This is a genomic window from Sulfitobacter sp. S223, from assembly GCF_025143825.1.
Taxonomy (GTDB): domain Bacteria; phylum Pseudomonadota; class Alphaproteobacteria; order Rhodobacterales; family Rhodobacteraceae; genus Sulfitobacter.
This window is the reverse complement of the sequence record NZ_CP083560.1, coordinates 3,189,870-3,213,419: the sequence shown is the minus strand read 5'-3', so window position 1 is coordinate 3,213,419 and position 23,550 is coordinate 3,189,870. Positions and strand designations below refer to the sequence as shown.

The following is a 23,550-nucleotide window of genomic DNA, read 5'->3' as shown; positions in this document are numbered from 1 at the left end:
AGGAATATTGCTGCATGGCGACGCCTCAGGGGATTTCTATTTCGGAACGGCTCGTTTTTGTTAATTCAGCCAGTTCTGTTTTGACCCGGATTATAAATTTGTCTGTAATTGTATGGGTTTATCAGTTTTTACTGGCAAGGATTCCAGCTGATGAATTTGCGGTCTATCCGGTGGTGGCTGCAATCATGGTGATGGCCCCGCTTTTCTTCACTTCGTTCACAGGTGGCATTACCCGAAATGCGCTAGATGCCTATGCCAAGGGCGATGGATTAGCCGTTACGCGGATCGTTTCGTCAATTCTGCCGTTGATATGGCTGATGACGGGAATCTTTCTGCCTTTGGGGGCTTTGCTTGCGTTCAACATTGATCATGTCCTGAACATACCCGATGACATGGTTTGGCAGGCGGGCCTGATGATGGCGCTGCTGGTGTTGGCCTTCGCAGTACAGATGGTGCTGGTCCCCTTTCAGATCGGCTTTCATATTCACCAGAGATTTGTGGAGATGAATCTGATCATGTTGGGCCGCGAGGTCCTTAGATTACTGTTATTGCTGGGCTTGATGTTCGGGTTCGGGGCGCAGGTCATATGGGTAGTGGTGGCTTCGTTTCTTGCCGATACGGTTTGTGCCGTCGCGTTGGCGCTGCGGTCCCGCGCACTGGTTCCCGAACTGCGGTTCCGCCGCGAATTGGTAGACCGAGTTGAGGCGCGGGGGCTGGTTTCATTCGGGCTTTGGACATCGCTCGGGCAGCTCGGCAATGTTATGTACACCCATGCGGCTACAATCGTGCTGAACCTTTACGGCACGCCGCAGGATGTAACCGTCTACTTCATTGGGGCAACAATTTTCCGGCAATTGCAGGCTTTGATTCAGGTTGCGACGCAGCCGCTTTTGCCAGCGATTACAGCGATGCAGGCCCTTGATGAGCGCAAGAGGCTTTCGCGGACTATGAATCGGGGGGCGCGTTATGGCCTTTGGGTGGCATTGTTGCCGGGGGTCGCGTTGACCGTATATGCCAAAGACTTCATTGTGCTGTACGTTGGCACTGATTACGCACAGGCTGCTGTGGTGCTGATGCTGTTCATGGCAATTTTACCTTTCGACAGGGCAACGACCCTGCTGCCAATGACGTGTATTGCAATGGCAAAGGTAAGAGAGTTCTTCTTGCCCGCGTTTTTGTATCAGCTTCTAGGTCTCGTCCTCATGGTCGTTCTGGCAGGGCCATTGAAGCTGGGGGCAATCGGGGTCACGCTCGCTTTGGCTGCAATTACCATTGGATCACAGCTCACCTATTATTGGAATCTTAACCTAAAAATTACGCAGTCCAATCTTCGAGAATTTGCGGGGACTGTGCTTTGGCCGGGCTGGTTGCCGGGGGCCGTTGCCGCCTTGGTTTGGGTAGGACTGGCAACGATTGAGCCCGTTTCAAGCTGGCTTCAGCTTTTCGGCTACGGTGTGTTGGGCGGTGTGGTTTATGTTGCTGTTGTGCTGACTGTTGGTCTTGAAACGTCCGAATGGATGCGGCTGAAGGCTGTGATCGTCCGGCGAACCTCCCGTGTAAAAAGAGGACCGGAAAAATGAATAAGAACAGTGCTGTAGATGGCAGCATAGTATTAAGCATCGCGCTGCCAGTCTATAATGGCGAGAACTATCTGGATGATGCAATCCGCTCTATCCTTGGGCAAACCATCCGGGATTTTGAGTTGATAATTTGCGATAACGCTTCGACCGACAATACCGAAGCAATTTGTCGCTCCTGGATCGAACGCGATCCTCGCATTGTTTATTGTCGCCACCCCTCGAATCTCGGTGCTGCGCCGAACTTCAATTCGGGTTTCCGCCTCGCAAAGGGACGCTATTTCAAATGGGCTGCCCATGATGACATCTTAGAGTCCGGATATCTGAAAGCGTGCATAGATTTGCTGGATTCTGATTCACGCATAGTGATGGCTCATACCGGCACTCGTTTCATTGATGAGACTGGAACGGTAATCCACGAGTACGATCGCGAAACAGGGGCATTTGACAGTGTCGACCCGCTTGATCGATTTTCGGCCGCTATCGACGAGGGGCACTACTGTGTTACGGTTTTTGGCGTCGTGCGTAGAGAGATTTTGGCGCAGACGAGCCTCATTGCCAGTTTCGTAGGCTCGGATCGCAGTCTGATTGCAGAAATTTCACTGCGCGGTCGTATCTGCCATGTGCTTGAGCCTCTGTTCCTGTCGCGGGATCACACGGATCGATCGGTGCGCGCATTGGATATTGACGAGCGCGGTGCATGGTTTGACGCCAGCAGTAAGGTGCGTAGTGACTGGCACAACTGGCGGATGCTGTATCATCATCTGCGTGTCTTGGTTCAATCCCCATTGCCCTTGCTGCAAAAGATCGCAGGACTAGGCCGAATAGCGCGTTGGGCATGGAGGTGGAAACGGCGATTGCTGTCCGATTTCCGCAGGCGCTAGAGAGGTACGAAGTCTGGAAGGTGCGGCAGCGCGGTACTGATGAAATCAGTAAGGCGGGCATCGGCCGCTTCCAGATCACCGTTCTCGATTGGCGTAATAAAGCGCACCAGTGCGCCATCCGTTCTGCCTGTGCGCAAGGCGTCGATAAGCACGGTAAACTTTGCCAAGATATCGTTGGTCTCGCGTTTGTTGCGCCCTTCGAACCAGTAGTAGACCAGTTGCTGTTCTAACCCTTTGCGGATCGTCGCGCGGTTCACGTCGAACGTACCATAGGCGGTGTCGGTCAGGGAAAGCGTATGGCGTCCAAAGCTGGCGATTTCCCAACCGTTGGCAGGCAGGCATATCTCGGGGGAGTGAAGGCCTGCGCCACGCGACTGGTCGGCATAGTAACTGGCAAAGATATTGATCGGCTCTCGGCCATCGCGTGCGACAAAGGTGGCGTCGAGGTAGTCGTCAGCGCCCAATACTTGCACGATATCGGCGGGGAGTGTCTGGCGCAGTGCTGTGCGGTCATCCAGAATATTCGGGAACAGGGCAAAGTTGGCACGAGGCAGTGTGATCGTTCCCGGCTTTGGCAGTGTGAGCAACGCCAATGATGTTAGTCCTGTTATAATTATAGCGAGAGCCAATGACCGCGACCCGTTAAGCGAGCGCAGCCGCCCTATCACTGCGCCAAAGCCGCTTGGGTCTAGATCTAACAACTGATGTGGACGGGTTTCTTTTGCCATTGTCTGGCGTAGCAGCCAGAGAATTAGGACCAACGCCAGCACGCAGGCTAGCAGGATTGCCCATCCCTCGAAAGCGTGAAGCAGGCTTTCGGCTGCCTCGATGCCATAGCTATTGACCGAAATCCCCACCATGCCGATACGAAGCGCATTCAGCCCGACAGTAACAGGTATCGCAGCAACCAGCAGCACAGCCTTGTGCCAAGTCGGTCCCCGGTAAAGAGCCGCTAACATCAGTGCTAGAGACAGAACCGGAATGACATATTGCAGGCCAGAGCAAGCTTCGGCCACCTGCAATTTGTAGACGCCGAGATCAATGACGTTACCATCTAGAAATACCGGTATGCCGGCAGCCTCGATCACCGCAACACCAATCCGCGAGGAAACGGCCTGCAACGCGAGCGTTACTTTCCAGTACAGGAGTTGTGGCAGTGGCAGCATGAAGATCAGCATCAGCGTTGGCAGGACGCCCTGCCGCGCACGCGGCCAGCCGAGACATAATAGGATTAGCCCACCTACAAAGGGCACAAGCCCATAGGCGGTCAGATCAGCGACCCGGGCGTGGCTCCCCACAAAAGCGAGAGCCAGACCAAACAATACCAATATGATGCCTGGCCAACGCAACGTGCCGCGCTCGGATGCGGCGGGCGGTGTATCGCGCAATCCGCGCAACAGCAGGAATGCGGCGAATATCGGGATCAGGGGGCCGTGCGAATAGGTCGGGGTCATCCATTCGCGCGTTAATGCGGCCGTACCAAATGCAAAGGCTGGCAGGGCAGCGATGATCGCCACCAAAAGCATGGGACCACCCCAATACCTTTTAGAAGGACCAGCGGGGGCAGCAGCATCTACCATTGCAGCGTTATCTGACGCCCCAGTGACACGAATAAGGCGTTCGAGGCCGCATTATCCTCACGGGTGTGCGTCACCCCGACATTCAGCGCCCAATCTCTCGTCAGTGCGTGGTTGTAAGATGCAGTGACCGATCCGCGCCAAACGTCGTCAGCGGTATTCGACAGCCCCGTCACGCGGGCATAGTTTATGCCGACGTTCACAGCGGAAACATTGTTGATCTGGGTGCTGTGGGCCACACTTGCCACGGTTTGCAGGATCGCCTGATCCTCTCCAGTGGTGCGTGCGCTCCGCTCAAGCTTGGCCGTCAGGCTGCCTCGCGGTAGGTCGAGTGCGTAGTTCAGGCGACCAATAGCACGCACACCTTCGGAGGTACTGGTTGCGCCGACGGTCATATCCAGCCGCGCCAGAGGCAAGTCCAGCGCGCGCCCGAAGGTGAGCGAGTTGCGACGGCCCGTTGTTGAGAAATCTGTCGCTACATTGACGCGGATTTCGCCAGCAGGAAGATCGCGCGCGTAACCAAGAGCGCTGCTAATGCCGCTATCGGTCGTCTCTTGCCGCAGGCCTCCGATGGTTTCACGTGTCTTGACGCTGTCATGTGAAAGGCGCGCGGTCAGACGTTGACTGGCATCCAGTCGGGCGTCGAATTGAACGCCCAGTTGCGAAGTGTCGCGGCTGGTGTTTTCCAGATCTTCTGCGTCGTAACGGATGTGATTAGCCTGAAGATGCATTTGCAACGAAGGTGACAGATCAAGCCGAAAGTCAGAGGTCAGCCTGATAGTTTCGCGGTCGTAAAGATCTGCATTAGTTGTGCTGCTGTAGTCGCGCAAATCATAGGCTGCGCCGAGGGTTAGGCCAAGTGGGCCTTCGCGACCGAATTCCAACTGCGTATCCGATCTGACGCGGTCCAACTGGCCAAGGTCTTCTATCAAGTCTGATGGCAGGATGATCTCGTCTTCGAGTTCCTCCAACTCGGTCAGTACGCGACCCAGCCCCAGTTCTTGGCGTTGAAATTGCGCAGACACGTCCAGAGACGCGCCAATGCTCTCGCGGCTATAGGCCAACGATGCGCTTGGGTCGCGGAAGCCGGAGCCGATGCGGGTGCCGGGTACTGTGCCCAGTTGGTAGACCGTGCCAAGCCCAAAAGCGAAGGTTTCGGTGCGCGTTTCAGAAAACAGTGAAAACCCCAGAGACTGCGTGGCGATTGTGCCGCCTTCGGGATTGTCTGTTGAAAGCGCAAAGTTGTCGTTTGCTTCAACCCGCGTAGAGGTTTCAAAGATAACCTGCATGCCGCCCTCGCCCTGATCCTGCGCGGACAGGGGGCCCGCTAAAGCAGCTGAGAAAGCACCGAGGGCGATGAAGTGGCGCATGGCGTTACTCGAACAGACGCCGTTCAGGGGCGATGATCACGTCGCCTTCGATCAGAACGATGGGTTTGCCACGGGCTGCACCGGCGGCAAGCTGGCGATAATTGATGGTATAAATGCTCTCGGTCATTCCGGGGGCGGTGCGACGTAGTTGCAGGCGTTTGGTTGCCGCAAAGCGCGTCAGCCCGCCGCTTGCGGCCAGAAACTGCAGCAGTGTTGTGTTCGGCTTTACGTCAAATTTGCCGGGTTTTGCGAACTCACCCAACGCGTAGATAGAGATCACGGGCGGTGGTGCTGGTTGACGCGGCGCAGCAGGAACCTTTGGCGGGGCGAGAGCCGCAACAGACAAAAAGACTGTCGGAGGCTGCGCAAAGAACGGCGTGAGGCGATCCGTGACCCTGTTCTTGAGCGTTGTCAGTGTCTGTCCGGACACTTTAATTACTCCGACGTTGGGGAGCGAAACTGTACCGTCAGGCAGTACCAGAAGGTTTCGGTTGAGTGATGGATCTTCCAGCACCTGAAAAGTCAGGGTGTCGCCCGTACTCAACCGGTAGGTGCCCTGTGCCTCGACCCGCTCAACACCGAAAAAACCAGCCAGCAGCGCCAGCAGCCCGACAAAAAGATAACGTTTCATGCTTACTCTCATTTTGCTCTCTCTTGCGCAGGGTAATGTGTGCGGCTGACGTTGCGACAACAAAACATCCCGAAGGCATCGCATTGTACGAGAACGTCGCTTTTTTGCATCTTTTTCTGTGCTTTTAACCCTCTTTCGCCGTACCAAGGGCGGCGATAGCATCCATGCCTTCCCGCGCCCTGTCAGCCAATACGCTGTCCGGAACGACCAGGTCCATTGCGCGCGTCAGAAACGCCTGCGCACGTTGGCCTTGCGACGCGGCAATCAGTGCTTCAGCGGCTTGGATCTGGACAAGGGGATCGGTCGAAAGTGTCTCTGCTGCGGGCACCAAAAGAACCACTGCAGCTGATACATCACCCTGACGAAACCGTATCCATCCCAGAGTGTTGCGGAATTGCGGGATGTCACTGCGCTCCAACGCCTTTGACAGATCTGCCGCGCGGGTCAGGCTTTCCTCATCCTGCCGCGTTGTAGATAGTAGATTTGCCAAGTTGTTCACAGCAGGCAGATTTGACGGTGCATGTTCCAATACCCGCTCATAGGCCTCAATTGCTTCTTCGGGGCGGTCTGCCTGATGCAGGACCAACGCGCGCTCCCACTCGAGTCGAGGCGAGTTTGGCCGAGCAGTCAGGCCCTCGTCAAGGATCGCCAGAACGGCTTCAGCATCAGATTCGGTCGCCACAGCTTGAGCCAGCGAAATCCACAAATATTCGCTGTCAGGTTCTCCCGCGATCAGAGAACGGTAGGTTTCGATCGCGCGCGCGCTCTGCCCTTGGGCGACGGCAAGCCGTGCCGAAATCGCCAGCAGCAGCGTATTTTCAGGCGCTGCTGCCAGACCTTGATCCAGTACGCGCCGTGCATCATCCGCACGGCCCGCCGCTATGTAGGCCTGAATAAGCGATAGATAGGCCATCGAGCCGCCCTGATCTGTCGCGTCCAAAGCCTCTAGTGTTTTGAGCGCCTCACTCAGCGGCGCTCTTGCTGCCAGAAGCGCCAGATCAAGTTGATCAGCTGCGCGAGCGGGGGCGGGGCCTGCGTCGAGACGCCTTAAGGTTGTCGCGATCGACGCTGCACGGTTCCAGTCACCCTGCTCGATATATAAGTTTGCCAAGGCAGCAAGCAGGCCGGGATGGCGCGGTTGAGTTGACAATGCGCGTGTCAGCACATCGATGGCCGATCCGGTGCGCGCGTCTTGGGCGAGGTGGCTTGCGAAGATGAGGGCGATGTCGGGGGATTGACCTGACGCTGCGAAAGCTAGGGAAAGTGTCCGTGTAGCAAGCGCATCGGCACCCTGAGCGGAATGGGCGCGCGCAAGTAAAAGCAAAAGCTGCGGATCGCTGTCAACGGAACCCAAGGCCGCGCGCAAGGTTGAGATGGCATCGGTGTTCTGACCTTTGTCCAAGAGGAACTTCGCCTGCAATTGCGCGGCTTCGGTCATGTTCGGATGCTGTGATATGACCAGCGCAACGGCTGCTTCCGCGCCTGCGCGGTCCCCGATATCGTCCAGCATCTGGGCCAAAACAATACGGTACCGCGCAGTGTCAGAGCGAACTGAATCGACAGGCGATACCTCGGCCTCAGCAACGATAGCTTTCAACTCGGCGATCGCATCCTCGCGAGCGCCGGTTTGAAAAACCACACTGGCCCGCATCGCGCGAAACAACAAAGGGTCCGCATCGCTGTCGACAAGAACGTCGAGATCGGCCAGTACCGCATCGGGGCCTTTCCAGGTTGCCAGAAATTCGATCAGATCAAGGGTGCGTGCAACCTCGTCCTTTGTGTCGGTTGCCCTTTGGCGCAAAAAACTCTCGGCAACAGCGAGTTGGTCATCCCGTGCCAGCCAATCGACATAGCGCGTGGCAATGTTGCGGTTTTCCGGAAACAGCTCAATCATTGCCCGGAACTGCGCTGCGACTTTATCAGGCTTTTCCAACGCCTGTAGCGCAAGCAGCCGCTGGTCGTGAAGGGAACGATCGTTCGGCCAGCGCAACAAACCAGTGTCGATAACGCTCAGTGCCGCATCGGGATCGTTTAGGCGGAGCCACCCATCAGAAAGGGCGCGCGACAACGGCAAAAGGGGCGTTTCAGAGGCCGCGTTAGCCATTCCTTCGATGGACTTGATCTGGGCCTGTTTGTCAGCAGCGCCGACGGCCTGAGCATAATCCATGACTTGATCAAGTGCCAAGATTTCCTTTTTTGCAGGGGCGATCTTCTTCGCCCGCGCCAGATGCATCTGCGCAACCTCCCAGCCGTAACTTTCCATTGCCAGCTCGGTCATTGCTATCAGAGCGGACAAATGATCGGGATCTTGTTCCAGCAATCTTAGATATTGCCGTGAGGCATGCTGCGACTCGCCCGAAGAACGCAAGAAATTTGCGTATATTTCCCGTGCTTCAGTGTTGTCAGGCGCGTATTTGAACACGTTGTTGAAGGCGACGCCGGCACGGGCCACATCGCCTTCTTCTACTAATTGGATCGCCTGTTCAAACGCTGCTGCTGCACGTTCTTCGGGCGATTTGCATCCAGCCAATAGCGGACAGATCAGGAAGAGGACGGCAACAGCAAACTTAGGTAAACCAACAGGCATATTCAGGTGCCATCCTTCGCGAATAAAAACAGAGGAAAATTAGTGGCCATTGCAGCTAAAAACGACGCCTACTGTTTTAAAAAGAATCCAAATGTCGGTGCGCAAGGACATCACGCGGTAGTATCTGCTGTCATACGCTTCGCGTGCGGCAAACGCGCTTTTGTTGCGTTCGGAGACCTGCCAGAGACATGTAATGCCGGGCCGCATCCGATAATAGCTGTTGCCGGGGTACATGCTCTTTTGCTCGGGCAGCATTGGCCGCGGCCCCACGATCGACATTTGACCCAGCAAGACGTTGAGAATCTGTGGCAATTCATCCATCGAGCTTTTGCGCAGGAACCGTCCAAAGGCCGTCACACGGGGATCGTGCACAAGCTTCTGGTGTAAATTCCATTCGGCCCGTGCTTCTGGGTTGCTTTGCAAATATTCATCCAGCTTCGCATCGGCATCTCGTACCATTGTGCGCAGTTTGAACATCTGAAATTCATTTCCATTCCGACCTACGCGCTTCTGAATGTATATAGGTGAGCGCGTCAGTATAGCCGAAATTGTGATCAGAACTAAAAGCACCGGCGCCCAAAACGGCAGGCTGAGCAAAACAATCATAACGTCAAGAACGCGCTTTCCTCCTAGACGGTATAGCGATTTGTAGTTGTTGCTGCGATGTCCGGCAGCATTCTCATATAAAAAAGTATTTATCACGTTATATTACTTCACGACAAAATATGCCGTGCCCCTTAAAAATGAATGCAACCCATCAAAAAAAATGGGGCGATCAAAAATTCACTGCTGGGACCTCGGATGGCAGTCTAATGCTGCTCTGATTTATTAAAAAATAGGTATTCGAAAAAACTTGATGGCAATAAAAGTCGATGCGGTTACAGAAATTGTTCCGCCTATGTAGGAATACTCAGAGGAATCGGCGAGTTTGTCAACAATTTGATTTCTAGGTTGAGGCAGATAAGTCCTAAAAATTTGTTAACGCGCACTCTGTGAGCGCTAAAATCTCTGAAGAATCCGAAATAATACTGTTTTCTCAGGCTTTTTTGGCAATCCCTTGCTAGACTGCTGGGATATTGATTCTATTTTTTGTTGGAAATACGTTTGTAGATGGCAAAAACTGCCCCAGTTACGCTCCCGTTCGGGTTGCGCCGACGGCCTTTCGCGCTGCAGCCGGATCCGGATTTTCTTTTCTGGTCAGAGCCGCATAGGAAAGCCTATTCTGTGCTGGAATACGGTTTGATGATGCGAGCGCCGATCACTTTGCTGACAGGCGATATAGGCGCGGGCAAGACAACCTTGATCCGGCGTCTGATCGACCAGATGAGTGACACCACAACCTTTGCACTTGTGTCGAATACCGTGATTGAACAGCGCGAGATTGTGTTGTGGATTCTCAACGCCTTAGGTCTGCAAGTGGACAGGCAGGATTCCTATGTTACCCATTTTCAGCTGTTGCAGGATTTTCTTATCGCAGAGTACGCTGCCGGCAGGCGGGTTGTTGTGATATTCGACGAAGCACAGAACCTCAGTCCTAGCGGCCTGGAAGAGCTGCGTATGTTGACAAATATCAATTCCGGCTCGGACGAACTGTTGCAGCTTGTTCTGGTAGGTCAGCCCGAACTACGCGAGACAATTCTGGCGCCAGGTTTGGTGCAATTTGCGCAGCGAATCTCCGTTAGGGCGCATTTGGAGCAGATGGACCGAGAGATGCTGGGCGACTACGTGACGCATCGCTTGCAGGTCGCAGGCGGGGACGGAGAAGAGATCACCAAAGATGCGCTTGATCTGATTTTCCGCATCTCGAAAGGTGTGCCAAGGTTGGTGAACCAGATTGCAGAAATGGCGATGACATATGCGTTTGCCGGTACAGAAACGCGGATCACAGCAGATTTGGTCCAGAAGGTGTTGGATGATGAAGTGTTGCTGATACTGGACGAAACGCATGCCAGAGGTGACGAATGAAGCTGGAACTACGCTATTGGCTGACCATACTTCGTCTCAGGGGTGTGCTCTTTACCTTTGTGGCGGTGCCGGTTGTCGTTTTTGCGATCTTTCTGGCGATGGAACTGCCGACCACCTACCGCAGTTCGGCGCAGCTGTTGGTCGAAAATCCGCAGATCCCCAACGATCTGGCCGCGTCAACTGTACGGACCGATGTCGGTGAGCAGTTGCAGATCATTCAACAGCAATTGCAGACCCGTCAGAATTTGTTGGATGTGGCTGATCGGCTAGAACTGTTTCCGGCGGGTACGCCTCCCGAGCAGATCGTTCAGGATCTACGTCGGCGGATTGATGTGCGGCTAACCGGGGGCAGAGGGCAGGCCACAATCCTCAGCGTCAGCGCTGAGGCGCAAAGCGGTCAGGCAGCGGCAGCCATTGCCAATGATGTCGTGACGCAGTTCATGACGGCCGAGTCATTCTTCCGGAGTAATGTCGCACAAGAAACACTTGATTTTTTCGAGGCAGAGCGCACGAGATTGAGCGCGGATCTCGACATTCTAAGCCAGCGTATTCTGGATTACCAAAACAAGAATAGTGACGCTTTGCCGGATTCACTGGACTATCGGTTGGGCCGCCAAAGCATCCTGCAAGAACGCCTTGCAGGTATCCAGCGGGATTTGCAGCGGCTACGCGAACAGAAAAGACGGCTAGAAGCATTGGAGGCGCGATCCGACAGCAGCGCCACCGACTTGCCCGGCATTGTGCAGACACCTGAACAACTGGAACTTCGTGAACTGCGTGCCGAATTGGACCGCAAGCGCGCGATATTATCAGACCTCAATCCGCAGGTCCGGCTGCTGGTGTCGCGTATCGAACAGCTGGAAAAGCGGATCGCCGAGCAGGCCAGCCGCAGAATGGATGCGCCAACCACTTCTGGCATCCCGGATGAGCCCGTGGGCATCCTCGATGTGCAAATGCAGGACATCGAGGCGAATATCGAAAGCTCCGAAGCACGCGCTGCCGCCCTTGAGGCCGAGATAGGAAAGCTTCAGGCCTCTATCGAGCGTACCCCGGCAAACGCAATTGCACTCGCCGCCTTGGAGCGGGATTTGGCCAACACCCGCTCTCAATACGAGCGTGCTGTTGATCGATTGTCCACTGCCGCCACCGGAGAACGTATTGAGGTCATGTCAAAGGGTCAGAGGCTTGTCTTGATAGAGCAGGCCGACATCCCGACTAGCCCCGCCAGCCCGAACCGTCCGCTGATTGTCGGTGCAGGCGTGATTGTGGCGCTTATCGCCGGTCTTGCTTCTGTGGTGTTGGCGGAAATGCTGCGGAGCAATTTCAGACGGTCTTCGGAAATCACAAAGGCGCTTGGCATAAGGCCACTGGCCACGCTGCCGTATATCTCCACGCCGGGCGAACTTATGCGGCGACGCGGCTTGCGCTTGTTCTGGCTGATCGTAATCCTTGTTGGTGTGCCTGTCGCGGTATGGGTCATTGATGATCGGTTCGGTGTTATCGAACGCATGATCGAACAAGTGTTCGATCGTCTCGACCTGTAGGAGGAAACGCGATGGAACGTCTGCAACAAGCGATCGAAAAAGCCCGCAGCGACCGGAACCGCGAAGCGTCTTCTCCTGAAAGGACGAAAGCTGAGCCGGTTCTCAAGGAGACGCGAACGCCCAGAGAAAAGACCGGAACCACAGCAGATTGGGATGCTCTGCCGCTCCATGTGGTCAAGGCAAAGCAGTTAAAACGTAACCGTTTGATCGGTGCGCGATCCGATGCTATCTCTGTTCGGGTTGATATTTTGCGCACAAGGCTTCTTCAGCAGATGCGCAGCAATGACTGGTCGCGGGTTATGGTAACATCTCCCACTGCGAGCTGCGGTAAATCCACGCTTATCTGCAACTTAGCTTTCAGTCTCTTGCGGCAACGTGATAAGCGCGTGCTTGTTCTGGATCTTGATTTGCGCCGTCCGGGCATTGGCAAGATTCTGGGCCTGCCGAATGACACGCGCCCCGGCATTGGGGCAGTGCTCTCCGGTGAGGTGTCCTTTGCAGACTCAGCTGTGCGGCTAGGCGGACAGGTTGCTGTTTGCGCAGCTAGATCTGGCCCCGAAAGCATGCCAGAGCTTCTTAAGTCCAGGAATGCCCGTGAGGTGATTGACCGTATCCAGCACGACTACGGTATCGATATGATCCTGATTGATGTACCGCCGATCTTTGCAAACGATGATACTATTTCCGTGGCCCAGATGGTTGATTGTGGCGTGCTGGTCGTGGCAGCGGGGCAAACTTCTATCGATCAGATCGACAGGGCCGAGCGCGAGATCGCGCAATATACTGAAGTTGCCGGCGTGGTAGCTAACAAGTTACGTTTTGAAGAGTCTGCTGAAAGCGCTGAATACTATTGAGAGGCGCGCCGCGGATGAACCACTGAAGTTCCCGATTTGGCGCGTAGACCTAAAATGTGGGGAACATCATCCGCGATGGCAACTGTGTTTCACGGCAGGTTAAGTTGGGTGTTTTCCAGTGCGAATAGAACTGCAAACGGGCAGCCCGGTAAGGGGCTGCCCGTGAATTTCCGTAAACGACGTCGCTTTCAATCAGTAGCTAAAGTCGCTGTCGACGATACCGGAAGCCTCCATCATACCCGTAAAGATATCTGTGACATCAACTCTCAAAGCACTGCTGTCTTCCTGCTGTCCGTCAAAATAGGCGTCGATGCTTTCATTGGCTATTTTGCCTTCAGCGATCAGCACGTCATAGATCGTACCGGTCATCGGCTTAACAGTTTTCGATCCGCCCGAGGCGCTGGTCCAGCCGTTTGAGCCAATCGTCAGGACTTCGTTGTTGTTGATCCATGATGCGTCGAACGCTTCCGTCTGGGTTGGACCCTCGTTTACCGACAGGCTAACCGAGCCGTCACCAAACTGTGTAACAAAGCTGACGTCCTCTCCTGCTTTGATACCGTCATGGGTCAGCAAGATTTCTCCATCGTCATTTTGATAGCGTGCGATAAGGGTGTCACCTTTGACATAGGCGGTGAAGTGATCGCCGTTGCCCCTCGCATCACGCGACACCAACCCACTGTGAGACGAAAGTTTGTCAAGGTTGAAGGTCATCGCGATGGTCCCCGTTTCCATGCCCGGGAATTCGGACGCAGCAACTGTGAAGGGGCTGGTTTTGGAGTTGAAAATTGTAGGCTCGTCGAAGCTAAATACCAGATTATCGACAAGGCTATTGTCAACGACGGGGGCAACTGTGGCTACCTTTTCACTGATCCCAACGTCCCAGATCGTTCCATCGAATACCTGAGTGAAGCCAGCCTGACCCGAAGCACTTGCCCAGCCATTAGCGCCGATTTGGAGGAGTTCGTTGTTGCCTTCCATGGTTGCGCTGAAGTCAGACGTATCCGCAATCTGACCATCAATGCTCAACTCGATGCCATCCGCCCCAAAGGATACGGACGCATCGTAATCTGTGTTCGCTTGGATGTTATTGGCTGTAAGCGATACTTCACCCGTTTCGTTCTGGAAGCGGACATTCAGCACACCATCTTTAATAAACGACGTGAAATGGTCGCCATTTCCGTATGCATCACGCGACACCAAGCCAAACTGACCACTAACGGTATCAGCGTTAAAGCTGAACTGAATGTCGCCACTGCTGATCGGATCTAAGCCGCTCAGATCCAGCTCAAGAACATCCGATCTACCGGAAACCTCCAGAGACCCTTCCATCGAGAAACTAGTCGCACCAATAACGATATTATGTGTGACGTCCTCGACTGTCGTGATTTGGTCCGGCTCGGTAGGGGCAACAGGCGCTGGGGCCGGTTCCACCGGAGAAACAGTTGGCTCAGCTGGTGCTGCATCTGCGGTGGGAACGATGGCTGAGGTGCTATCGTCGCCGTTAAGCAAACTCGTCAACCGATCAACGGCACCCATGCCGTTGCTAAGGTCGATCGCTGATCCTTCGACAGGCAAGAAGTCCTGCCAATCACCATCCAGACCCTGGAAAAGAGTCGCAAGGAACGCCGGATCGCTGGAGCTGTAAAAGTAGTTCTTTTCAATCAGGGAACCGCTGGTTTCGTTCAAAAGATAGCGAGCAACGTTGTCCGTGACGGTCACGCCGCTGTTGTCATACCCGTTTTTGTCAGTCAAACGAATGACGCCGCCATTCGCGCCGGGCCATGGGATCAATGTATTATTTTCGATGACAATATTTTCTTGGCCACCGTTGATGTAGATAGAATTCGGTGAGCCAACCATGATCATATTGTTTTCGATCAGGATGTTCTTGTAGCCTTCGCCGATAGGTTCGCTGATAAACAAACCCTGACCATAGACATCGCCCGTTTTCGGATTGTCATACAGCAGGTTGCCGGAGAATGTGATATCTGTCGGGTTAGTCCCGTTGATGCCGATCAACTGGATGAGGTCCGGGTGCTGGGGCACAGTTGCGGCAACATCGTGGATCACGTTGTTTTCGAACAGACCGTATTGCGATGCCCCGGTGACGCGAACGAGGTCGCTTTCGGCATGGTGAATGTTATTGCTGCGAACCTCAAAATTCTGAATATCATTCAGGATAAGGGTGTGCTCACCGCCGCTGATGTCATTTCGCTCCAGCGTCAGTCCATTCACATCACGGAAATACATACCGCCAGTTGATACTGAATCCAAAAATGCGATGTTTGACGCATCCTGAGTAGCCCGGCCATAAGTCATCTGGACGCCGGATATTGTAATGTCGCTGGCTTTAGACAAGTCGATCATTGCAAAGCTTGCAGAACCTTGGTTCGCCGCTTCGATAGTGATATTGGACCCGAAATTCTTTGTAATTGTCAGGGCACCGTAATAGCCGTCGGCAAGAACTATTGTTTCTCCGCCAGTCGCAGATCCAATTGCACTCATCAATTGATTTGCGTTCGAGACTTGAATTGTTGTATTAGTCATATGTATCCTCAAGGCGTTCAGCTTGCATCGGCCAGATGCTGTCACGCGGTTTCATGCTCCAGAGAGACTAAAGGTCTCAATTTTTTATTAAATTGGCGCAATATTTCTGTCCGGCGGATGCCGGTTGCTCCGACAGCTGCCGGATATTTTCTTTGTTTCGCCGTTAGTCTGCTCTTGAGCCGAAAGTATTTAGAACGGTTGTATCCTACAAGTTGAGATGGGGCGATTGTGCGGTATTCCGCAGGCACGGATAAGGTAATGATGGGGCAGGGCTGTTCAATTTATGGTAGAAGTCGGCTTGGTTCCTGAAATGTTAAGATTTTTTTTGACAGACGATCTGAGGGCAGAGATGCCGAGAATCAGCAATTTTTTGCCGCTTAGAAAGGTTACCTAAGGTAAGCTTTGTCCATTTAGGGGGCCCCAAGCTTGAAAGCGCTGGCAATGTGTCAGGTCAAAAGGGACAGTTCGCCCCGTTTGAGCCGCGAATCAGCGTGTCTAAAACTGACTTGCGTGATCATTTTCCAACGTATCCGCACAAGGTCGGGTTAAATGAAAAATGAGTTTCCTGATCGGAAGTCGGGTCATGTACGCTATAGATCAGCCTTTCGATGACCTTCATCGCTCGGGCAGATCGCCGGAAGCCGATATAATGAGCAACGTAAATACACGGTCTATTCCAGTCGTGCCTGCCGATCCCCCTGTGGGAAGCGGGCTGTGGCTGGTTGTTTTCTTTATCGCGCTGCTTCTGCCAATATCTTTTGACCTTGCCGGTATTCGCCTTTCACCCCTACGTCTATTTGTGCTGTGTGCTCTTGTTCCATTGCTTTTATTGTATGTGCAGGGCAGGGCGGGGCGAAAAGTGGCCGCGGACTGGCTCTTTTTATGCTTCTCGGCCTGGATCGTCTTATCGATGGTGGTCAATCACGGGGCCGGACGATTTCCGCTGGCCATCGCTTTTGCCTCAGAAACTGCGGCCTGCTATTTGCTGGGCCGGATGCTGGTTCGCGGACCTAAAAGTTATGCGCGAATCTTTTCAGTCGTCGCGATTGTTTTGTGCGTGTTGTTGGGGCCCGCGCTATTCGAGCTTTTTACCGGTAGGCTCATCATCTCAGATATGTTCGCGCCGGTTTTTGACGTGATCCAGCGTGGGGTGAGTGCTGACAAGGGGCGGCTGGGCCTGAACCGAGTTTATACTGTTTTTGGCCATCCCATCTTATTCGGCATCTTTTGTGCGACGATGGTTTCCAACTTTGCGCTGGTCTTGAACAGTGGGAAGGCACTGCGTTGGGTCGCAGTCTTGCTGGCAATATTCATGACATTCATGTCGCTCAGCTCTGCGCCGCTGTTGGCTATTGTGGCCCAGCTTGGGCTGTTGGCGTGGTGGAAACTGACGCGGGGCGCTTGGTGGACGCTGGCCGCATTGGTTCTGGGCGCATACGTGTTTGTAGATGTGGTGGCATCGCGGTCGCCGCTTTCGATCCTTTTTTCCTATGCAACCTTCGATCCGCACAGCGGCTGGATTCGCATTGCAATATTTGACTATGGCAGTCAGGCAGCGATGAGCAGTCCGATTTTCGGTATCGGCTTAAAGCCATGGGCGAAGCCGGATTGGGTACCAAATTCGGTCGATAATTTCTGGCTGGTGATTGCCATGCGCTATGGCTTGGTCGGACTGGCTCTTTTTGTCCTTGGGCTTGCGATGCATTTTGCGGCGATCTGCCGTGCGCACATCACTGACCCGCGCGCCGCCCGTTTTCGCATTGCCTACTTAACAGCGCTTGCCGCGCTCGCTTTGACGCTAGCGACGGTTCATGTCTGGGATTCAGCCTACGCCTTTGTTGTATTTTTGATCGGCGCGGGCAGCTGGTTCTATACCTCTGATCTATCAGCCGGATCAGAGCTCATTACGGCGCAGGACGCCACTAAGCAACGCGAGCCTATGCCGTTCTCCAGGTTCACAACAACGCCCGTCCGATCCCGCCGGTAATAGTGCTGGTTTAAGGTTTTCCCGCGGCCCTCTAACGATGGTGGGCGGAACATTAAGTCAAATGAAGGCGGCAAAAGCGTGCGTGTCTCGGCGACATCCCCCAGTGTGTCAGGGCCTTTGTCCAAGAATATAACCGATCCAGTTTCTTGCGGTGCTAGCTAGGTCTGTAAAAATCTATAGGCACTGGTTGGTTGTAATTAACGTCAGCGGGCAAATTGTCTGGTGGAAATTTGGTTTCGATGTCGTGATTGGGGGGTTTTTCGGACGTCTGTATCAGTTTGCTGGCAGGGCTATTGGCTTGAACCTAAGGTGCTAATTATTGACATATTTGTAGACTTTTACCGAAATTTGGTTAACAGTAGTCATATTAATACGGTTTTTTGTTTTAACATTTCTGGAGTGGGCAATGCATAATATTCTGCGTTTTAGCCGATTGCGCGATACTGGAATCGCCGCAAGTCTTTTTATCTTCTCAATATTTGGCGCAGCATCTGCTGCACCCTATACTGACTTTTCGCTGGATTTGGCGGCTTCGTCTGTCACGATCGGCGATTCGTCTTGCTGGCCCGGCTGTGGCGTAAGCGCGAATATCAATACGTCCCTTGCAAACTCCGGCACCAACTTGGACTTTAGCTTTGACTCGCTCAATGACAGCCTAAGTGTGCCCAATCTTATTGAATGGGTAATTGACGGCACTGGATTGGGCGTTTTCGCTATGGCGCTGGACCTCGTGTTTACTGCTCCTGATGCGCAGACAAGCAGCAGCAATGGTGTTGGTGCAATCGCCACGTTCTGGGGCGTTCTATCGGCTGGCTATATCGAATGGAGCAATCCTGCTGCGCCGGTCACGTTCAACGATGGTAGCGAATTGCAAGTATCGCTGCACGAAGGCGTATATGCGTCATTGGACCCCTATAACTGGGGTGGTCCCGGTATTGTTCGAACTGGCCTGACATTTACTCCGACTAGCCTTTCGAGCCTGAATACACCTTCGCCTGTTCCGCTGCCCGCAGCATTGCCTGCGCTGCTTGTCATGGGGCTTGGAGCGTTGGGATTGGGCTGGCGTCGCCGCAAATCATCGCCAACTAGCCTACCTGCCTAATGAATTGACCGCCGCGGTGCGCGTGGAATAGTCGCCTGATGCTTATCAAGCCATCTGAGGACCTTTCCGAGCATGCCGCGGCGGCCGATGTTACCATCGTCGGCAGTGGCCCTCTGGGCCTGATCGCCGGTATGGATTTGTCGCGCCGGGGGCTGTCGGTCCTGATCCTCGAAAGCGGCACCTCAGATAAATCGACCACTGCACAGGATTTCGCAGATGCCGATTTGTCGACGCCGGATACCCATTACATTCCCTCTATTACATCCGAACGCCGCTTCGGCGGGGGTGGCCACCTTTGGGGTGGGCGCTGCGTTCCATTCGACGCGATCGACTTTGCCGAACGCCCTTGGCTGAACATGGATGCTTGGCCGATCGGTCCTGATGAGTTGGAGCCCTATCTGGCGCGAGCCTGTGAGATGCTTGGTGCCGGACGGCCCGTGTTCGAAAGGGAAATTCCAGGCTGCGCGCCGAAAGACAGTAGCTTTTCGGTGAACCAGCTAGAGCGGTGGTCGAACAAACCGCGCATAGACTTGCTGCATGCCTCTCTTCTCAACGAAACGCCAAATCTGAAGATTGCGTTGGGATGCACGGTGACCCGTCTGTTCTCGGATGCGAAGGGGAAAGTTACATCCGTTGGCCTGCACGGTGCTGTGCCTAACAAGCAGATACCGGTGCGGCAATTGATCCTCGCGGCTGGCGGCAACGCGACAGCGTCGCTTTTGCTGAATGAGCAGGACCGTGATCCTCAACTGTTCGGTGGGCAGGGCGGGCCGTTGGGTCGGTTTTATATGGGGCATGTGAACGGTCAGATTGCGGATATCGTTGTGCAGAACGATGATCTGCACCGCGCATTGGATTTCTTTCTTGACGGGAACGATTCATACGCACGTCATCGGTTCACGCCCAGCGAGGCGACCCAGCGCACCCATCATCTGCCAAATCTGGCTTTCTGGCCAGTGGTGCCGCCGATACGTGAACACGCCCATAAGTCAGGGGCCTTGTCCGCTCTATTTCTTGCGTTGGCGAGCAAGACCATCGGTAGACGCGTCATTGCAGAGCCGATCCGCCTAAAGCATGTGGGTCAGCCCCCCTATCAGCGGTCGCGCCACGTCATGAACGTGTTGCGCGACCCCATTTCGCTAATCCAGTTTTTGCCAAAATTTCTCTGGCATCGCTATGTGGCCAAATACCGTGTACCAGGCTTTTTCCTGACAAACCCAGGCGCACGTTACGGGCTTGAATTCCATGCCGAACACCTGCCGGACCCTGACAGCAGGCTTACGTTATCTGATCGGCGGGATGCGGCTGGGTTGCGCCGGTTGGCGATTGATTTCCGCTTCTCGGACATAGATGCCGAGGGCGTGATACACGCGCACCAAATGCTGGATGAATGGTTGCGTGCAGAGAACCTTGGTCATCTGGTTTACCGCAGCGGTGATCTACGGGCGGCAGTCCATGCAGAAGTGATGCATGGAAACCATCAGATCGGCACCATTCGCATGGGCCATACTCCAAAAGACGGTGTGGTGGATCAATGGGGGACAACCTTTGACTTCTCTAACCTACACGTGGCTTCTACTGCGGTGTTCCCGACATCTTCGCAGGCAACGCCAACGCTGGCGGGCGCACAGTTCACCCTCAGGCTTACAGATCACCTTGTTCAAAGCGGAAAGGTCTGAGTATGCCAAAGACGCCGGACCTGAGTGTGATTATCGTGAGCTACAACACCCGCGATCTCACCCTGCGCTGTCTTGAAACCTTGTTCGACAACACCAATGATACGAGACTACAGGTCATCGTGTTGGACAACGCGTCCAATGATGGATCAGCCGAGGCGGTGAGCCGTGCTTTTCCCGATGTGCAGGTGATTGCCTCAGATGAAAATCACGGCTTTGCGAAGGGTAACAATCTTGCGGCGAAACATGCGCAAGCAGATTGGTTGCTGTTGCTGAACCCGGATACAGAAACCCATCCCGGGGCCATTGATGCGCTGCTGGCGTTTTCGCGCAGCCATCCAGAAGCAGGTATTACCGGCGGGCGTACCGTCTTTCCCGATGGGCGTCTGAATATTGCGTCTTGCTGGGGCCGCATAACGCCGTGGAGCGCGTTTTGCATGGCATTCGGGCTTACGGCGGTATTCAGGCAAACGACGCTTTTTAACCCCGAAGGCATGGGCAACTGGCGCCGTGATAGCCCGCGACATGTCGATATCGTGTCAGGGTGCTTTCTGATGATGCCGCGTGCGCTTTGGCAAAAGTTGGACGGGTTCGACCTGAAATACTGGATGTATGGAGAAGAAGCAGATCTTTGTGCCCGCGCACGTGAGGCAGGGTACCGTCCGATGATCACGCCCGACGCGCAAATCATGCACCTTGTCGGAGCGTCGAGTGCGCAAATCGCAGATAAGGCAATTATGGTGGCCCGTGCCCGCACCACATTGATACGGGATCATTGGCCCGCATGGATGGTTCCGATTGGTGTTACGCTCATGTGGCTCTGGGGGGCCAACCGGCTGATCGGTGCGCGGCTGATGCAGATAGCAGGGGTGCCCAAAGGGCAAATGCACTTCGATAAATGGCAAAGTATTTGGGCAAGTCGGCGGCTCTGGCTCACGGGGTATATATCATGACCGATAAGAAGACTGTTGCAGAAGCGGTCATCATAATCCCCCATTACAACGATCCAGCGCGCCTGCGGCTTTGTCTTGAAACGCTGTTGCCGCAAGCGTTGGAGAACGGGGTTGATATCGTGGTGGTCGACAATGCCTCTACGGTTGATCTGTCGGCGGTAAAAGCCGACTTTCCATCCGTCACTTTTCTACACCAAGCGGAAAAGGGCCCGGGACCCGCTCGCAATCTGGGCGTGACCAGTACCACGCATCCCCGATTGTTTTTCACCGATAGTGACTGCGTGCCGGACGACAATTGGGTTGCCGTCGCTCTTGCGCAGGGTCCTGAAGACAAAATCACCGGCGGCCCTGTAGAGACGTTTGACGAAACGCCGCGTCCGCGCAGCGGTGCGCAGGCATTCGAGACAGTGTTTGCATTTCCCTTTGAGGATTACGTCAAACGCCTGAAATTTACCGGCACGGGCAACATGATCACGACACGTGCCGTATTTGAGGCAACCGGCCCCTTCGAGGGCGGTGTCTTTGAGGATAAGGATTGGTGTCTTCGGGCTGGTGCGCTTGGTTATGTGGTGCATTATGCCCCCGATCTTCTGGTCTGGCATCCTACCCGTGATGATTTTGCAGGGTTGCGGCGCAAGTGGCAGGCCAACGTGCGGGTCTCTTTTTTCCGCAACGGGGACGGTTTTGTAGACAGGTTGCGCTGGGCGGGAAGGGCGCTTGCGGTGGCCGCATCAGCATTTGTGCATCTGCCCAAGGTGTTCCGTCATCCCGCGCTGAGTCCGGATGAACGATGGCCCGCCGCGCGCACGCTGTTACAGCTTCGTCTGCTGCGTGCTGGATGGATGCTGCGGCAAAGCGTGTATCCGCCCAAACGTAAATCTGAGGGGCGGCTCTACGATTAAGATGGACGGCCTTCAGCATTATCGTGCCGCTTGACGCCTTGGACTATCATGCACTGCTGCATATCTGAGTGGAGAAGCTGCAAAGCGTGCGAGGCTAAAACGGCCATGATAATTGCATGGGTTTTATTCTTACCGCTTCGCCGACAACTATGCTGGTAGAGACAGCCTGCGCGCGCAGGACAACAAGTGCTGCGGCGCGCGCGTCTTCTCCTGCATCATGGTGGTGGAAATCTAGGTTCAGGAATTGCTTGAGATTGGCCAGGCCATGGCCCCCGTTCCCTTTAAGCTCGGGCCAAGCCGCCCTTGCAATCGACACACTGTTTTGCCAGCTGAGGCGTGGACGCGGCAGACTGTTCAAGTCACATGCCGCATTGATCGCGTGTTCGTCAAATCTGCTGTGCTGGACCATAGGGTGCCGCGAAAGCAGGGGCAACATTTTGGGCCATATCTTTGCAAAAGGGGGCGCATCCCGCACGGTAGCAGGGCCGATGCCATGAAGTTCAACGTTGAAGGGCGCGAACGACATTTGCGGATCTACGTAGATCGACCAAGTTTGAATTGTGTCATCAAACCCGACGCAGGCGATCCCGATCTGACAGATACTTGCGCTGTCACCGCACGCCGTCTCAACGTCTAAGGCGATGAACCGGAAATCTCCGTTGGGCATGTCGCTGGTCAATGTGTTGCTCCGGTTAAACGCGCATTGGCTCGCAAAATAGCTGGCGAGGTAGTCACCTGCTGATACCGGTTCCCCGGTGACGGATCGTTTCAGGACATAAGGTCATCCTGCATTTTTCTTGAAAGCGACACCCGATTGCAGATGATCTAGTTAGCATGGGTCACAGTAACAAGCTTCAAAGAAGTCACAGCCGGATTGAACTGCGGAAAGATCTTTTCCTCTTAGGGTATTTCTAGAGGTTGCTTGCCATTATTGCCCGTCGCGGAGGGCCGCGCCGTTGTCATAGCGGCTGATTATTAAATCGACGGAGCTTTCTGTCATTTCTTCGATCTCATCAGCACCGACCAACGGAGCGCCAAGCCTGACTGGCCAAAAGGTCTTGCCCTTTCGAAGTGAGATGAACCCCTCAGCCGCCTCCCGGGGATTATCAAGATCAAGCAGGTCGTCCGCAGCAGCCTCCTTTAACAATTGCCTGAAGCACGCTGAGTAATTAATTTCGCTGACGAATTTTGGGTCGCGCAGTATCTCTCCCATCAGCATCTTGTTCGTAGTCATGATGTCAGGTGACATGAAAAGCAGCACTTGCGCACGGCACATATCTGTCAGCAAAAGGCGCGCCGTGACAGTCATGACAAGATCAACGACCAAGGCTTCTTCAGCATGGATGCGCAGCTTAATAGTCAAATGGTTGTCGCGATGAAACTCATACCCCAAT

General features: G+C 54.4%; 18 protein-coding genes. 10 read left to right on the top strand and 8 right to left on the bottom strand.

From position 1 onward, the window contains the following. Nucleotides 1-98: 98 nt before the first annotated feature. Both K3757_RS15360 and K3757_RS15355 read left to right on the top strand, forming a co-directional pair. Complete coding sequence (locus K3757_RS15360; protein ID WP_259996788.1) at nt 99-1,580, top strand: lipopolysaccharide biosynthesis protein; 1,482 nt, start codon at nt 99-101, stop codon at nt 1,578-1,580. Beyond that, nucleotides 1,577-2,461 carry a glycosyltransferase gene (locus tag K3757_RS15355; RefSeq protein WP_259996785.1) on the top strand — a complete coding sequence of 295 codons (885 nt, stop codon included), beginning with the start codon at nt 1,577-1,579 and terminating at the stop codon, nt 2,459-2,461. The genes K3757_RS15360 and K3757_RS15355 overlap by 4 nt, the downstream gene beginning before the upstream one ends. On the opposite strand, the gene xrtD is transcribed toward K3757_RS15355, so the two are convergent. The 5 genes from xrtD to K3757_RS15330 form a co-directional block, all read right to left on the bottom strand. Then, the gene (xrtD, locus tag K3757_RS15350) at nt 2,458-3,987 is read right to left on the bottom strand and encodes a VPLPA-CTERM-specific exosortase XrtD (RefSeq protein ID WP_259996783.1); all 1,530 of its coding nucleotides are present in this window, start codon (nt 3,985-3,987) and stop codon (nt 2,458-2,460) included. The genes K3757_RS15355 and xrtD overlap by 4 nt on opposite strands. Before the next feature lie 47 nt (nt 3,988-4,034). Further along, nucleotides 4,035-5,408: a hypothetical protein gene (locus tag K3757_RS15345; protein WP_259996781.1), complete on the bottom strand. Its 1,374-nt coding sequence runs from the start codon at nt 5,406-5,408 to the stop codon at nt 4,035-4,037. 4 nt (nt 5,409-5,412) lie between these two features. Beyond that, entirely contained in the window at nt 5,413-6,039 is a 627-nt protein-coding gene (locus tag K3757_RS15340) for a polysaccharide biosynthesis/export family protein (RefSeq protein ID WP_259996779.1), read from the bottom strand. Nucleotides 6,040-6,163: 124 nt separating this feature from the next. After that, on the bottom strand, nt 6,164-8,626 hold the full coding sequence (locus tag K3757_RS15335; RefSeq protein WP_259996776.1) for a tetratricopeptide repeat protein: 2,463 nt from the start codon (nt 8,624-8,626) through the stop codon (nt 6,164-6,166). 39 nt (nt 8,627-8,665) lie between these two features. Further along, nucleotides 8,666-9,328 carry a sugar transferase gene (locus K3757_RS15330; RefSeq protein ID WP_259996773.1) on the bottom strand — a complete coding sequence of 221 codons (663 nt, stop codon included), beginning with the start codon at nt 9,326-9,328 and terminating at the stop codon, nt 8,666-8,668. Between the two features lie 408 nt (nt 9,329-9,736). Here K3757_RS15330 and K3757_RS15325 point away from each other — a divergent pair, with 408 nt between their 5' ends. From K3757_RS15325 to K3757_RS15315, 3 genes are read left to right on the top strand one after another with little or no spacing between them, the layout of a single operon-like run. Next, a complete protein-coding gene (locus tag K3757_RS15325) occupies nt 9,737-10,591 on the top strand; it encodes an ExeA family protein (protein ID WP_259996771.1) in 855 nt (284 codons plus the stop codon). Then, nucleotides 10,588-12,135, top strand: coding sequence for a hypothetical protein (locus K3757_RS15320; RefSeq protein ID WP_259996768.1), 1,548 nt, complete (start codon nt 10,588-10,590; stop codon nt 12,133-12,135). The genes K3757_RS15325 and K3757_RS15320 overlap by 4 nt, the downstream gene beginning before the upstream one ends. A gap of 11 nt (nt 12,136-12,146) precedes the next feature. Then, nucleotides 12,147-12,989, top strand: coding sequence for a CpsD/CapB family tyrosine-protein kinase (locus K3757_RS15315; RefSeq protein WP_259996767.1), 843 nt, complete (start codon nt 12,147-12,149; stop codon nt 12,987-12,989). Between the two features lie 192 nt (nt 12,990-13,181). Here K3757_RS15315 and K3757_RS15310 read toward each other — a convergent pair whose 3' ends face one another. Continuing rightward, nucleotides 13,182-15,494: a right-handed parallel beta-helix repeat-containing protein gene (locus K3757_RS15310; RefSeq protein WP_259996765.1), complete on the bottom strand. Its 2,313-nt coding sequence runs from the start codon at nt 15,492-15,494 to the stop codon at nt 13,182-13,184. Between the two features lie 691 nt (nt 15,495-16,185). Here K3757_RS15310 and K3757_RS15305 point away from each other — a divergent pair. The 5 genes from K3757_RS15305 to K3757_RS15285 all read left to right on the top strand — a co-directional run bounded on the left by K3757_RS15305 (nt 16,186) and on the right by K3757_RS15285 (nt 22,156). Then, entirely contained in the window at nt 16,186-17,523 is a 1,338-nt protein-coding gene (locus K3757_RS15305) for an O-antigen ligase (protein ID WP_259996764.1), read from the top strand. 406 nt (nt 17,524-17,929) lie between these two features. After that, entirely contained in the window at nt 17,930-18,625 is a 696-nt protein-coding gene (locus K3757_RS15300) for a PEP-CTERM sorting domain-containing protein (protein WP_259996763.1), read from the top strand. Nucleotides 18,626-18,663: 38 nt separating this feature from the next. Next, a complete protein-coding gene (locus tag K3757_RS15295; protein ID WP_259996762.1) occupies nt 18,664-20,304 on the top strand; it encodes a GMC family oxidoreductase in 1,641 nt (546 codons plus the stop codon). 2 nt (nt 20,305-20,306) lie between these two features. Next, entirely contained in the window at nt 20,307-21,254 is a 948-nt protein-coding gene (locus K3757_RS15290) for a glycosyltransferase family 2 protein (RefSeq protein WP_259996759.1), read from the top strand. Continuing rightward, nucleotides 21,251-22,156, top strand: a complete 906-nt coding sequence (locus tag K3757_RS15285; protein ID WP_259996758.1) for a glycosyltransferase family 2 protein — start codon at nt 21,251-21,253, stop codon at nt 22,154-22,156. Before K3757_RS15290 ends, K3757_RS15285 begins: the two co-directional genes overlap by 4 nt. Before the next feature lie 94 nt (nt 22,157-22,250). Here K3757_RS15285 and K3757_RS15280 read toward each other — a convergent pair whose 3' ends face one another. Both K3757_RS15280 and K3757_RS15275 read right to left on the bottom strand, forming a co-directional pair. Next, nucleotides 22,251-22,823, bottom strand: a complete 573-nt coding sequence (locus K3757_RS15280) for a 3'-5' exonuclease (protein WP_259996756.1) — start codon at nt 22,821-22,823, stop codon at nt 22,251-22,253. A 261-nt stretch (nt 22,824-23,084) separates the two neighbouring features. Next, a complete protein-coding gene (locus tag K3757_RS15275; RefSeq protein WP_259996755.1) occupies nt 23,085-23,519 on the bottom strand; it encodes a TetR/AcrR family transcriptional regulator C-terminal domain-containing protein in 435 nt (144 codons plus the stop codon). Nucleotides 23,520-23,550 lie beyond the last annotated feature (31 nt).

Coding starts and splice junctions, on each gene's coding strand:
- K3757_RS15295 (WP_259996762.1), top strand. CDS start 18,664: ATGCTTATCAAGCCATCTGAGGACCTTTCCGAGCATGCCGCGGCGGCC.
- K3757_RS15355 (WP_259996785.1), top strand. CDS start 1,577: ATGAATAAGAACAGTGCTGTAGATGGCAGCATAGTATTAAGCATCGCG.
- K3757_RS15290 (WP_259996759.1), top strand. CDS start 20,307: ATGCCAAAGACGCCGGACCTGAGTGTGATTATCGTGAGCTACAACACC.
- xrtD (WP_259996783.1), bottom strand. CDS start 3,987: ATGCTTTTGGTGGCGATCATCGCTGCCCTGCCAGCCTTTGCATTTGGT.
- K3757_RS15335 (WP_259996776.1), bottom strand. CDS start 8,626: ATGCCTGTTGGTTTACCTAAGTTTGCTGTTGCCGTCCTCTTCCTGATC.
- K3757_RS15305 (WP_259996764.1), top strand. CDS start 16,186: ATGAGCAACGTAAATACACGGTCTATTCCAGTCGTGCCTGCCGATCCC.
- K3757_RS15315 (WP_259996767.1), top strand. CDS start 12,147: ATGGAACGTCTGCAACAAGCGATCGAAAAAGCCCGCAGCGACCGGAAC.
- K3757_RS15300 (WP_259996763.1), top strand. CDS start 17,930: ATGCATAATATTCTGCGTTTTAGCCGATTGCGCGATACTGGAATCGCC.
- K3757_RS15325 (WP_259996771.1), top strand. CDS start 9,737: ATGGCAAAAACTGCCCCAGTTACGCTCCCGTTCGGGTTGCGCCGACGG.
- K3757_RS15280 (WP_259996756.1), bottom strand. CDS start 22,823: ATGCCCAACGGAGATTTCCGGTTCATCGCCTTAGACGTTGAGACGGCG.
- K3757_RS15340 (WP_259996779.1), bottom strand. CDS start 6,039: ATGAAACGTTATCTTTTTGTCGGGCTGCTGGCGCTGCTGGCTGGTTTT.
- K3757_RS15345 (WP_259996781.1), bottom strand. CDS start 5,408: ATGCGCCACTTCATCGCCCTCGGTGCTTTCTCAGCTGCTTTAGCGGGC.
- K3757_RS15320 (WP_259996768.1), top strand. CDS start 10,588: ATGAAGCTGGAACTACGCTATTGGCTGACCATACTTCGTCTCAGGGGT.
- K3757_RS15310 (WP_259996765.1), bottom strand. CDS start 15,494: ATGAGTGCAATTGGATCTGCGACTGGCGGAGAAACAATAGTTCTTGCC.
- K3757_RS15285 (WP_259996758.1), top strand. CDS start 21,251: ATGACCGATAAGAAGACTGTTGCAGAAGCGGTCATCATAATCCCCCAT.